Annotated in this window: 11 protein-coding genes; 5 read left to right on the top strand and 6 right to left on the bottom strand. The window is 57.0% G+C overall.

The window, feature by feature from the left end; genetic code table 11:
• Positions 1-224: 224 nt before the first annotated feature.
• Positions 225-1,085, bottom strand: a complete 861-nt coding sequence (gene rsmI, locus AAIE03_RS20680; protein ID WP_014594693.1) for a 16S rRNA (cytidine(1402)-2'-O)-methyltransferase — start codon at positions 1,083-1,085, stop codon at positions 225-227.
• A gap of 62 nt (positions 1,086-1,147) precedes the next feature.
• On the opposite strand from rsmI, the gene AAIE03_RS20675 reads away from it, so the two are divergent.
• Genes AAIE03_RS20675 through dolP form a run of 4 tightly spaced genes read left to right on the top strand, consistent with a single transcriptional unit; the run spans position 1,148 to position 4,723 of the window.
• Complete coding sequence (locus AAIE03_RS20675; RefSeq protein WP_072139071.1) at positions 1,148-3,181, top strand: penicillin-binding protein activator; 2,034 nt, start codon at positions 1,148-1,150, stop codon at positions 3,179-3,181.
• Complete coding sequence (locus tag AAIE03_RS20670) at positions 3,139-3,534, top strand: YraN family protein (RefSeq protein ID WP_014604928.1); 396 nt, start codon at positions 3,139-3,141, stop codon at positions 3,532-3,534. Before AAIE03_RS20675 ends, AAIE03_RS20670 begins: the two co-directional genes overlap by 43 nt.
• Before the next feature lie 14 nt (positions 3,535-3,548).
• Positions 3,549-4,136, top strand: a complete 588-nt coding sequence (gene diaA, locus AAIE03_RS20665; protein ID WP_013027345.1) for a DnaA initiator-associating protein DiaA — start codon at positions 3,549-3,551, stop codon at positions 4,134-4,136.
• Between the two features lie 14 nt (positions 4,137-4,150).
• The gene (dolP, locus tag AAIE03_RS20660) at positions 4,151-4,723 is read left to right on the top strand and encodes a division/outer membrane stress-associated lipid-binding lipoprotein (RefSeq protein WP_014604927.1); all 573 of its coding nucleotides are present in this window, start codon (positions 4,151-4,153) and stop codon (positions 4,721-4,723) included.
• 199 nt (positions 4,724-4,922) lie between these two features.
• Here the strand turns inward: dolP and AAIE03_RS20655 are convergent, their stop codons facing one another.
• The gene (locus AAIE03_RS20655; protein ID WP_013027347.1) at positions 4,923-5,627 is read right to left on the bottom strand and encodes a pirin family protein; all 705 of its coding nucleotides are present in this window, start codon (positions 5,625-5,627) and stop codon (positions 4,923-4,925) included.
• A gap of 129 nt (positions 5,628-5,756) precedes the next feature.
• Between AAIE03_RS20655 and AAIE03_RS20650 the strand changes: the two genes are divergently transcribed.
• Complete coding sequence (locus AAIE03_RS20650; RefSeq protein WP_013027348.1) at positions 5,757-6,680, top strand: LysR family transcriptional regulator; 924 nt, start codon at positions 5,757-5,759, stop codon at positions 6,678-6,680.
• Positions 6,681-6,683: 3 nt separating this feature from the next.
• On the opposite strand, the gene AAIE03_RS20645 is transcribed toward AAIE03_RS20650, so the two are convergent.
• The 4 genes from AAIE03_RS20645 to AAIE03_RS20630 form a co-directional block, all read right to left on the bottom strand.
• Complete coding sequence (locus tag AAIE03_RS20645) at positions 6,684-8,594, bottom strand: BglG family transcription antiterminator (RefSeq protein WP_019104891.1); 1,911 nt, start codon at positions 8,592-8,594, stop codon at positions 6,684-6,686.
• 126 nt (positions 8,595-8,720) lie between these two features.
• Positions 8,721-9,461, bottom strand: a complete 741-nt coding sequence (gene dagF, locus AAIE03_RS20640; RefSeq protein WP_013027350.1) for a 2-dehydro-3-deoxy-phosphogluconate aldolase — start codon at positions 9,459-9,461, stop codon at positions 8,721-8,723.
• 1 nt (position 9,462) lies between these two features.
• Entirely contained in the window at positions 9,463-10,578 is a 1,116-nt protein-coding gene (locus tag AAIE03_RS20635; RefSeq protein WP_024471127.1) for a DgaE family pyridoxal phosphate-dependent ammonia lyase, read from the bottom strand.
• Entirely contained in the window at positions 10,562-11,695 is a 1,134-nt protein-coding gene (locus AAIE03_RS20630) for an amidohydrolase/deacetylase family metallohydrolase (protein WP_498563157.1), read from the bottom strand. Before AAIE03_RS20630 ends, AAIE03_RS20635 begins: the two co-directional genes overlap by 17 nt.
• Positions 11,696-11,726 lie beyond the last annotated feature (31 nt).

Here is an 11,726-nt window from a genome sequence, read left to right as displayed (position 1 = left end):
ATTACTGGGCCATCGGCGGTTTGCTCTCTGTTGCACTGGTCGTGGGTTTCCCCCCCAGGCGTTACCTGGCACCCTGCCCTATGGAGCCCGGACTTTCCTCCCCTCCGCCCGTCTCCTTCAGAGAAGGACGACGACGAAGCGGCGACTGTCTGGTCAGCTTCGGCGCGCATTATAGAGGGTTTAGCCCGCGCTGTCACGCCCGGCGCGCAGGCAACTCAACAGGCTCAGGCCTGCTGCTCAAGCGCATGTTTATAGAGCGCATTCTTTTTCACACCGTGTATCTCAGCCGTGAGCGCCGCCGCCTTTTTCAACGGCAGTTCCTGCTGCAACAATGCCAGCGTGCGCAGTGCATCTGCGGGTAATGCCTCTTCGTCAGGATGATGGCCTTCAACGATGAGCACCATCTCACCTTTACGGCGATTTTCATCCTCTTTCACCCAGGCCAGGAGTTCCCCCACCGGTGCGCCATTCAGGTTTTCCCAGGTTTTGGTTAATTCGCGCGCCAGCACGACGTAACGGCCAGCCCCCAACTCCGTGACCATATCCTGCAGGCTGTCCAGCAAACGGTGCGTGGATTCGTAAAAGATTAAGGTACGCGGCTCCTCGGCCAGCGCCCGAAGCGCATCACACCGCGCCTTTGTTTTGGCGGGTAGAAATCCTTCGTAACAGAAACGATCAGACGGCAATCCCGCTGCGCTTAATGCTGTTATCGCTGCGCAGGCACCCGGTAAAGGAACGATGCGAATACCGGCCTCACGGCAGCGGCGAACCAGGTGATAACCCGGATCGTTGATCAATGGCGTGCCAGCATCGGAAACCAGAGCTATGCTTTCTCCCTGTTGCAGCCTGGTTAGCAGGATTTCTGCTTTCTGCTGTTCGTTGTGGTCATGAAGTGCGAAGAGTCGCGCATTGATGGCGAAATGTTGTAGCAACAGTCCGGTATGACGTGTATCTTCCGCTGCGACCAGATCGACGCTGGAAAGTACCGCTAGCGCCCGCTGGGTAATGTCAGCCAAATTACCTATTGGGGTTGGCACGATGTAGAGCGTGCTGGCGGAAATGTCTGCCCGATCGAGTTGTTTCATTGTTTCATCCGAATTGCCGATTTAATATTGAGCATCTTGAAAAAAACATCACTGGATACAGTATGCTTCCTTCAAAAATCGTTCGTCATAAAGCAGGACGCTTTGTGCCTGTCCTTCTTGCTGGTCTGATTTTAGCCGCGTGTAGTGGCCAGGGCCCGAAAAGCCAGTCCGTAGACATCCAGGCACCCGTTACTAATAATTCCGCCTACTATCTGCAGCAGGTGCAGCAAAGCAGCGATGATAGCAAGACCGACTGGCAATTACTCGCAATCCGCGCCCTGTTGAAAGAAGGAAAATATCCGCAGGCTGCTCAGGCGATCGGCGAACTGCCTAATCAGCTTTCTGATAAACAGCAGCAAGAATTACTGCTGCTGAAAGCCCAGTCTCTGGTTGCTCAGCAAAAGATTGCCGATGCTCAACCAATATTGAGTCAGGTGAAAACCAGCGAGCTGTCTCAGGATCAGCTGGCGCGCTACTACGGTTTACAGATTGCCAGCGCACAGGGTAAAACTTCGCTGGCCCTGCTCCGCGCCTATATTGCTCAGGAGCCGTTGCTGAAAGGCGATGAACGCCAGCAGAATATCGATGCCACCTGGCAGGCGCTGACCCAGCTGTCGCAGCAGGATATGAATTCGCTGGTGATCAATGCCGACGAAAACATTCTGCAGGGCTGGCTGGATCTGCTCACGGCGTGGCATGCCAACGCGCAGGATGCCAACATGCTGAAGTCAGCCATTAAAGACTGGCAGACGCGCTATCCCGATAACCCTGCTGCAAAAACCTTACCGACCCAGTTGAGCCAGGTGCAAAACTTTACCAAAGCGTCCACCAGCACTATCGCGCTGCTGCTGCCGCTGAACGGTCAGGCTCAGATGTTCGCCAGCGCTATCCAGAAAGGCTTTAACGACGCGAAGAACGGCACCCTCGCTACCGCGCCTCAGGCGATGCCGGGCAGCGCCCAGGATCCTATCGCGATAAATCAGCAGCAGCCTGCGGATGCGAATGCGGTCGTCAGCCCGTCAGCTAACCCGGCGGCTGCGCAGCAGAGCGGCACGGCGCAGCAACCGGCAACGACGCAACAGCAGCCTCAGCAACAGCCGGCCGCCGAACCCGCCAGCAATGCGCAGGTGAAGGTTTACGACACCAGCAGTCAGCCCATCGCGCAGGTGATGCAGCAGGCCCAACAGGATGGTGCCACGCTCGTTGTTGGACCGCTGTTGAAAAACAACGTTGAAACGGTCGCGAACAGCCAGACACCGCTGAATGTCCTGGCGCTGAACGAGCCAGAGCAAATCCAGAACCATCCGAATATGTGCTATTTTGCGCTGTCGCCTGAAGATGAAGCGCGCGATGCGGCGCATCATATCTGGGACCAGGGCAAACGCCAGCCGCTGCTGTTAGTGCCTCGCAACGGCTTGGGCGATCGCGTAACGGCGGCCTTTACGAAAGAGTGGCAGTCACTGGGCGGCGGCACCGTGCTCCAGCAGCGCTTTGGTTCTGTTTCAGAACTCAAGCAGGGCATCAATAGCGGTGCAGGCATCAGCATGAGCGGTACGCCCGTGGTTATGCCCTCGTCTTCTCAGCCGCAAAGCGTTTCCGTTGCGGGCCTGAACATTCCGGCACCGCAAACCAGCGCCCCGGCCGCCAGCAGTGGCGGAGCCATTGATGCCGCTTATATCGTCTCGACTCAGGATGAACTGCAACTGATCAAACCGATGATCAGCATGCGCACCGGTAGCCGCAGCAACGTTGCGCTCTACGCCAGTTCGCGCAGCGCGCAGGCGGGCGCAGGGCCGGATTTCCGTCTGGAAATGGAAGGGCTGCAGTTCAGCGATATCCCCCTGCTTTCCGGCGCAAATCCGGCGTTGATGCAGCAGGCCGCGAAGTCGTTCAATAACGATTACTCGCTGGTGCGTCTGTACGCAATGGGGATTGATGCGTGGACGCTGGCTAACCACTTTAACCAGATGCGTCAGGTGCCGGGCTTCTCGCTCGACGGCAATACCGGCAAGCTGAGCGCCACCGCTGATTGTGTGATCAACAGGAAGTTGACATGGAACCAGTATCGCCAGGGCAACATCGTACCGGCCAGCTAAACCGCCGCCGTACGGGTGCCGAGCACGAACAACTCGCCCGCCGCTATCTTGAGCGGGCGGGGTTAACATGGGTCGCCAGCAATGTTTACTATCGCGCAGGGGAACTAGACCTGATAATGCGAGACAACCAGTGTTGGGTGTTCGTCGAAGTGCGTTACCGGCGTAACGCACGCTTCGGCGGCAGTCTGGCCAGTATTACCCGACAGAAACAACACAAGCTGCTGCGTGCCGCCTCTCTGTGGCTGGCGCAACGCGGCGGCAGTTTTGAAACAGTGAATTGCCGTTTCGACATCATTGCCATTACCGGCACGGCGCTTGAATGGTTGCCGAATGCCTTTAATGCAGACGTTTAGAACCAGGTGGTCGTGTGCAGGAAAGAATTAAAGCGTGTTTTACCGAAAGTATTCAAACTCAAATCGCTGCTGCAGAGGCGTTACCCGATGCCATTTCGCGTGCAGCAATGACAATGGTGCAGTCGCTTCTCAACGGTAACAAAATACTGAGCTGTGGTAATGGTGCATCATCCGCCAATGCTCAGCACTTTGCCGCCAGCATGATCAACCGCTTTGAAACCGAACGCCCCAGCCTGCCCGCGCTGGCCTTAAGTGCGGACAACGTCATGCTGACGGCGATCAGTAACGATCGTCTGCATGACGAAATTTACGCTAAGCAGGTGCGTGCACTGGGACAAACCGGTGACGTTCTGCTGGCAATCTCTACACGCGGGAATACACGGGACATCGTGAAGGCCGTCGAAGCCGCCGTCACGCGCGATATGACTATCGTTGCGCTTACCGGTTATGATGGGGGCGAATTAGCCGGATTGCTGGGACCGCAGGATGTGGAAATTCGTATTCCTTCACATCGTAGTGCTCGCATTCAGGAGATGCATATGTTAACACTCAACTGTTTGTGCGATCTGATTGATAACACCTTGTTTCCCCACCAGGAATGACGGAAGGAGCACCAATGAAAGCATTGAACGCTATAGCCATTGTTTTAACCGCCATGCTGCTGCAGGGCTGCGTCGCGGTGGTTGCCGGTAGCGCCGCTGTGGCGACCAAAACCGCCACCGATCCCCGCTCTGTCGGAACGCAGGTCGATGACGGCACGCTGGAATTACGCGTCAGCAACGCGCTGGCAAAAGATCAGCAAATCAAAACCGATGCTCGCGTCATTGCTACCGCCTATCAGGGTAAAGTCCTGCTAACCGGTCAGGCCCCGAGTCAGGAGATTGCCAACCGCGCGAAACAGATCACCATGGGCGTTGATGGCGCAACCGAAGTCTATAACGAGATTCGGATTGGGCCGAAAGTCAGCCTTGGCACCTCGTCGTCTGATACCTGGATTACCACCAAGATTCGCTCGCAGCTGTTGGGCAGCGATCAGGTGAAATCATCAAGCGTCAAAGTCACCACGGAAAACGGTGAAGTGTTCCTGCTGGGCCTGGTGACGCCAGAAGAAGCCAAAGCCGCCGCGGACATTGCCAGCCGGGTCAGCGGCGTGAAACACGTCACCACCGCGTTTACCATGGTGAAGTAATGCTGAGTTAACCCCAGGACAGCTGTCCGGGTTGTTACTGGCGCAGACAGAAAAGCCGCACCCTGTTGGGTTGCGGCTTTTTTATTGCGGGTTTAGCCGTGACCGGGTCAGAGCCAACAAACGCTTTCCGGCTTGCCGCCCAGCATTATCGCGCCGCCCGAGGTTGTCTCCGCTGGCGGCGGCGTAACGAGAGAAGGCCTCAGACCGGAATATCGATCACCAGTGCGCGGGTCGGGGTTTTCGCTGACAGCCACAGCTGTTGCTCTTCCTGCAAAAATGCGCCATCGCCACAGCCCAGCTGTTCCTGATGAGCGCCCCCGGCCGAGGCCTCAAACGCGCCATGGATAGATTGCAGATAGGCGCGCGCGCCCTGAAGCGGCACCAGATGCTGCTCGCCTGCCGCCAGCTCAACCTGATGAATCCAGACCTGCTGACGCAACTGCAGGCTGCTGTCGCCGCCATCTGGTGAGGCCAGCAGTTGCGAACGCATGCCGCCCGACAACGTCATTTTCTGCATACGGGGATTTTCACGTTCCGGGCAGGCCGCCAGCCAGAGCTGCATACGGGTTAACGGGCGATCTTTACTCGGATTAAGTTCGCTGTAGCTCACGCCGGGCTGAGCGGAGAGCAGCAACGCCTCACCTTCACGCACGCTGATGTGATTACCCTCGCTGTCCCGGTATTCCGCCTCACCCTGTAAAACGATATTCAGCACATCCACCTGAGGATAGGTGCGCGGCTGAAACGCCGCGCCGGGTGCCAGGACTTCCTGATTCAAAACGCGTAAGGAGGCATAACCCATTAATTTGGGATCGAAATAGTGGCCAAAAGAGAAGCTGTAGCGCGCCTGTAACCAACCGTAATCGGCCTGACCACAAGCGGATGCACTGCGTGTCGTAATCATTATGTACCTCCAGCATCCGTCGGCAAGAATCGACGACGGGAAATATGCCTTTATGGTAAAAGTCTGGACGCCGGATTGTTAGCCAGTTAATCTGCCGTGCATATTCAAATTTCCTGACAGAGAACCGGGATGGCCAAAGACCGTGCGTTAACCCTTGAAGCTTTACGTGTGATGGATGCTATCGATCGCCGCGGCAGCTTTGCCGCCGCCGCCGATGAACTGGGCCGCGTGCCCTCAGCGCTTAGCTACACCATGCAGAAACTGGAAGAAGAGCTGGATGTGGTGCTGTTTGACCGTTCGGGCCATCGAACGAAGTTCACCAATGTCGGAAGAATGTTACTGGAGCGCGGTCGGGTGTTGCTGGAGGCTGCCGACAAGCTCACGACCGATGCCGAGGCGCTGGCACGCGGCTGGGAAACCCAGCTGACTATCGTGACGGAAGCGTTAGTGCCCACCGATGCGCTGTTTCCGTTGGTCACGAAGCTGGCTGACAAAGCCAATACCCAGATCGCCATCATCACAGAAGTACTGGCTGGCGCCTGGGAGAGACTGGAACAGGGGCGGGCTGATATTGTCATTGCACCGGATATGCATTTTCGCGCCTCGACCGAAATAAACACCCGCAAACTTTACAGCATCATCAGCGTTTACGTTGCCAGCCCTGACCATCCAATACACAACGAACCCGAGCCGCTTTCAGAAGTCACCCGGGTAAAATATCGCGGCATTGCCGTGGCAGATACGGCCCGCGAACGTCCGGTTCTGACCGTGCAACTGCTGGACAAGCAACAGCGCCTGACCGTCAGTACGATGGATGACAAACGTCGCGCGCTCCTGGCCGGTTTAGGGGTCGCCACCATGCCTTATAACATGGTGGAGCAGGACATTGCAGAGGGCCGCTTGCGGGTGGTCAGCCCGGAGTATTCGCGTGAGGTCGATATCATCATGGCCTGGCGGCGTGACAGCATGGGTGAGGCAAAAGCCTGGTGCCTGCGCGAAATTCCTCGCCTGCTGGCCCGGAAAAACTCACCGACGCCGGGCGCCCATCCCTGAAGATTACAGCCGGCTCAGACAGTCCAGCGCGACGCTTTTAAAGCAGGCAAAGTCACTGCTGTCGCGCAATCGCGTCATCGCCCGCTCGCGCATAAAGGTCACGAACAGGTCATAGATAGCCATCGCTTCCTCATACTCGTTTTTGCTGATTGCCAGCAGGAAAATCACGTAAGCCGTGTCCTCGCCCCAGGGGATACCCTGCGGGGCCAGCACGGTGTACACCACCGTTTTTTTCGCCATCAGCCCCAGCGAATGCGGAAGCGCAATCCCTTCGCCCAGCATAGTGCTGACAATGGCTTCACGCTCCTCAACGGAAGCATAAAACGCATTATCCACCACGCCTTCTGCCTCCAGCCGATCGCATAACAGCCGAAACAGCGCAGACTGACTCATCGGCCGATCGATGATGCAGAAATGGCGGGCATCAAAAAATTTCTCCAACATATAGGGCCGGGTGCGGTCCACCAGCACCAGCTTGCCTATCTGCTCCCGTTGAAATTCCGTCGGGAAAGGTGCGACCACGACAACCGGTTTCTCTTTTTCACTCAGCCGCGTGGTGGAAATCACAAAATCTTCTTCGATGCGCTGGCGGGCCTCATATTCACGCTGCGACAGGCACTGCGTCACCTGCAACTGGGGATAGTTGCGCATTAACATGGCTTCGATCATGCGGAGCGTCGAAGTACCGCTGTCGCACACCAGCAGTACCTGAGGGCGACGCTGGTAACCCACGTTATAATGGCGCTCCAGCCCGACGCCGATATGAAGCACCAGAAAACCAATTTCATTTTCGCTAATCGTATAGGGCGAATATTTTCCCCAACTGGACACCGCCGCCAGCGTCACATCGTAGGCCATTGGATAGTGCTGCTTGATGTTGCTTAATAACGGGTTAGGAATATGGATCTGATAACGCACGCGCGTGATCATCGTTTTAATATGGGTAAGCAGATCGGCACGGAGTTGAGGATCGTTCTGCAGATCGTAATAGTAGTGAGTGTTAATAAAGCTGAGCAGGTAGTTAACCAGCGCCTCCGCATCGTCAGCATTAATGGCGCTGGGGGCAACGTCCTGAATGCGTCGGGCGGCGATATTCACCCGCAGCCAGCTCTCTTCCGCCGGAGAAACCGGTTTAACGGTAAGCGGCCGCAGCGCATGGATCAGCGTCTGCGCAGACTCGCGCACGTCCTCCCCGATCTCTTCCACCTGCGGATCGCTCAGCGGATAGCCTTCATTGATGCGACGTAGCGCCACCGCGCAGTAAAAACGCAAATAGCGTTCGCCTTCATCACTGAGGCGGATATTGTGCTGGGCAAGGCCGTTTTGCAGCAGCGGCTGAAGAGTTTCCAGCAGGCCGCTTTCCAGCGATTCGGGCACGATCAGCGGGCTGTCAGGCTGCTCCTGATCGATCTCAAACAGCAGATCGGTTAAGCAGGTGCGGATCGCCACTTCACTGCCAAACAGCTTCATGCCGTGATGGGGTTTGCTTTCGATACTCAACTGATAACGGCCGAGCCATTCGCGCACGTCGGCCATGTCATTCTGCAGCGTGGCACGGCTGACAAACCACTCCTCTGCCAGGGTTTCCAGCTTCAGGGAATAGGCGGCGGTGAGGAAACGCACCAGCAGGTAGCGGATTCGGTCGTGTGAGGTGCGCGGCACCCGCAGAGGCGCACGCGTCTGCTGCTGCAGCACGTTAAAGCGCAGCGCATCAATAATTTTAAGCTGGTAGCCCGCACCGCGATTCAGGACAAACTGCGCGCCGTGCTGCTGCAGCATGGCGTTGAGCGCGGTAATATCCGTGCGTACGGTGCGCGTGGACACCGCAAACCGCCGTGCCAGTTCGTCCTGGGGGAGCGTTTCGTTTTTCAATGCGTCGAACAGTTGCGCAAGGCGCTGATTCGGGAATCTCACGTCGGGTTACCTGCTTCAGCGGTTAACAAGAACAAAGTAAACGTCAGACTGCCGGAAAACAGGCGGCAGGTCTATTATGCCCTGCGCGCCCGTAATCTGTCCTTGAAGTGGCGCACAGGCCTGGGCTCAGTCCAGCAGACTTTTACAGATGGCCAGCAGTTGGCGCACGTCTTCCACGCGGGTTTCGCCACTGGCTTTGTCGATGATCGAACTGTATATGTGGGGAATGATCTTGCTCACGCCAGCGTCCAGGGCAATACGCAGGATCGGCCCAACGTTTTGCAGATCGATCCCGCCGGTCGGCTCCAGCCAGAAATCCTGTTTCGCACAGGCTTCGGCCACCGCGCGGTACTCGTCCACCGTATCCAGACCGCCCATTGGAAAATACTTCACGGAACTGCCGCCCATGTCCTTCAGTAACGCAATCGCGGTATCAATGGGCACAATTCCGTCGCTGCTCTGTGAACTGAGGGGACCGGTGGAAATTTTCACCTTGCCCGGCGTGCCGGTTGGTGAAATCAGCCCGTTGACTACCGTTTGTGACTGACCGAGCAGCGCACGGCTGGTGCCGACGCCGGTAAACACCTGATTAACATGTTGCGGCTGTAGTACGGCGGCCAGTTCGCTGACCATTCGCGACTGCCGGGGATCGCCCGCGCCCAGGCCGATGGACAGCGCGTTATCAATCAGCGCGGCGTACTCGCGCATATCCGCAATAGCGGCCTCGTTGCTGGGGTAGTTTTTTGATAACACGCCGACCAGTACGTGGCCTTCTGCGGCCTGCCAGATGGCTCGCGCGTTCTCTTTTGAACCCGCCAGCACGTTAAGACACAGGCGATCCTGATAAAAATTGGGGGTTAGCGTCATGCTATTTTTCTCCTGTTAACAGCGCCTGAATGCGGGTGAAAATAATCTGCAGCTGCTCAGCGCTGACGCTGCGCACGTCGGCTTCAATAATGCCCTCATTGGCTTTGTATCCACGGAAGTAAATGGCGATATCACCGTTTTTTAGCGCCTGCACCAGATCGCCGGTCTGATGCCCGATTGTGGTCTCATCGAATTTGATCTCTGCCCGGGCAATGTCGCGCCCGGCGGCATCCCATACAACGCGCGCACTGACGCCATCCAGACCGTTAAGGTTGTTGATGAAAGGCGTCATTTTTTCCACCATCTGGGCGCCGGTGGTTTTCGGCAGGGTCAGGTAGGATTCAATGGCCTGGGTCAGTCCCAGAATCCCCTCTTTGCCCACTTTCATGGTGCGGCCAATGCCGTTGCTCTGGCGCTTCACCCACTCGACAAGCTGATGTTTCCCGATAACCAGGCCGCTGGTGGGGCCTTCAATGGCTTTAGCCCCGCTGTAAATAACCAGATCGGCACCCGCCCGGTAATAGCACTGCAGATCTTCCTCAGCGGCGGCATCCACGATAAGCGGCACGCCATGCTTACGTGCCACCTCGGCGGCCTGCGCGACGCTCAGGTGGCTCTTTTGTACGCAGTGATGGGACTTCACATAGAGAATGGCCGCCGTCTGGGCGGTGACTGCGGCGGAAAGCTGCTGGGGCGAGCACTCGTTACTGTAACCCGCCTCAACCGTCCGACCGCCGCCCAGCGCAATCATGCTGCCAACGGGCGCGCCGTAATTCACGTTATGCCCTTTTGGCACCACGATGTCGTGCGGCACGGTCAGCGGTGCGCTATGTAAATTATCCAGCAGCCAGTCGTCATCTTTCACAATGACGGCAGCCACGCTTTGGGCGATGCCCGCAGAAGCACAGGACACCACCAGCGCATTTTCCACCTGCAGCAAATTAGCGATGTAAGCCCCGGTCTTATCAACCAGGTCCTTCACTTCAAAATAGTGCTCCAGGCCGTATTTAACCGTATCAACCACGTCGCTGGCCGGTGTAGACACGCCAAGAATGGTCATGCGGCCAGAGGCATTAATGACCTGCTTCAGGCCATATTTCTCATACAGTGAAGACATTGTGTTTTTTCCCTTCTTCAGTCATCCAGCACTCACCGGCGACGATAGCCGCCAGAGGAATCAATTGGCGATCGCCCTGCTCCGCCAGCCCTTCCGCATCCACAAACGACACGGATTCGTGCGCCACGGTAAACAGGGTAAAGTCGGCATCAAGTCCGGGCTCAATAGCACCTTTGCTGCGTAATCTCAGCCCGCTGGCCGCCTGATGCGTTACGCAGGCAATAATCTGTGGCAGCGTCATGCCTACATTGAAAAATTTCGACATCACGTGCGCCAGGGTATAAACCGGTCCGTTCAGACGATTGCGGCAGTAGATGTCTGAACTGATGGTGTCAGGCAGAATGCCTTGGGCAATCGCCGCGCGCGCCACCTCAAAGCTGAAGCTGGCACTGCCGTGGCCAACATCAAGCCGCACGTCCCTTGCCAGGGCCTGTTTTACCGCTGCACGCAGTTGCCCTTCGGGCGTCAGGATGCGGTTTGGCTTGCCGTTGTAGCAGTGCGTGATGATGTCGCCGGAGGTCAGCAACGCGGCGATTTCATCGAGGTTGGGGGGATTGTTACCAATGTGCACCATCAGGGACAGGTTGCCATTTTCCTGCTGAATCGCCTTCGCCAGCACCAGCGGCTGAATGCCGTTTTCGCCCACTACGCTGCTGCTCATCCGGGCTTTAAGCCCGACGATAAAATCGGGATGACGTCTTACCGCGTCGGCAATCGCCGGGCGATCAATCTGCGTCATGTCCGCCAGTTCATTTTGGGTAACGATGCCGGTGCGGGCGATATTCAGCAGCGCAAAAACCTGGGTGGTGACCGCTTGCGTGCGCTGTCTGAAATCATCAATGTCGTCTGCACCTGTACTGCCTGCATCGACAACACAGGTGACGCCGCTTTCCACGCCAATCCGGTCGGGATGATCGTGGTAGATGGGCGATTTTTCATAGCAGTGTACGTGGGAGTCGATCCAGCCCGCACTGAGATAGCAGTTCGCCGCCAGGGTTTGTTCCACTCTGGCCCTACCGGTTACCTCACCCACGGCGGCTATTTTTCCGTCGAGTATGGCGATATCGATCAGACGTTCATCCGGCAGTCGCGCCCGACGCAGAATCAGATCGTACATAGGAATCTCCTTTGACTGCCCCGATCGGCCT

The sequence above is a fragment of the Pantoea sp. Ae19-2 genome (assembly GCF_059801205.1).
Note: the sequence above shows the minus strand (reverse complement) of the source record. Positions and strands in the feature narration are given on the sequence as shown.

Bases quoted from the DNA above. Each gene is read 5' to 3' on its own strand.
- rsmI (WP_014594693.1), bottom strand. From the start codon at position 1,085: ATGAAACAACTCGATCGGGCAGACATTTCCGCCAGCACGCTCTACATC.
- AAIE03_RS20670 (WP_014604928.1), top strand. From the start codon at position 3,139: ATGGAACCAGTATCGCCAGGGCAACATCGTACCGGCCAGCTAAACCGC.
- AAIE03_RS20675 (WP_072139071.1), top strand. From the start codon at position 1,148: ATGCTTCCTTCAAAAATCGTTCGTCATAAAGCAGGACGCTTTGTGCCT.
- dolP (WP_014604927.1), top strand. From the start codon at position 4,151: ATGAAAGCATTGAACGCTATAGCCATTGTTTTAACCGCCATGCTGCTG.
- AAIE03_RS20635 (WP_024471127.1), bottom strand. From the start codon at position 10,578: ATGTCTTCACTGTATGAGAAATATGGCCTGAAGCAGGTCATTAATGCC.
- AAIE03_RS20650 (WP_013027348.1), top strand. From the start codon at position 5,757: ATGGCCAAAGACCGTGCGTTAACCCTTGAAGCTTTACGTGTGATGGAT.
- AAIE03_RS20630 (WP_498563157.1), bottom strand. From the start codon at position 11,695: ATGTACGATCTGATTCTGCGTCGGGCGCGACTGCCGGATGAACGTCTG.
- AAIE03_RS20655 (WP_013027347.1), bottom strand. From the start codon at position 5,627: ATGATTACGACACGCAGTGCATCCGCTTGTGGTCAGGCCGATTACGGT.
- dagF (WP_013027350.1), bottom strand. From the start codon at position 9,461: ATGACGCTAACCCCCAATTTTTATCAGGATCGCCTGTGTCTTAACGTG.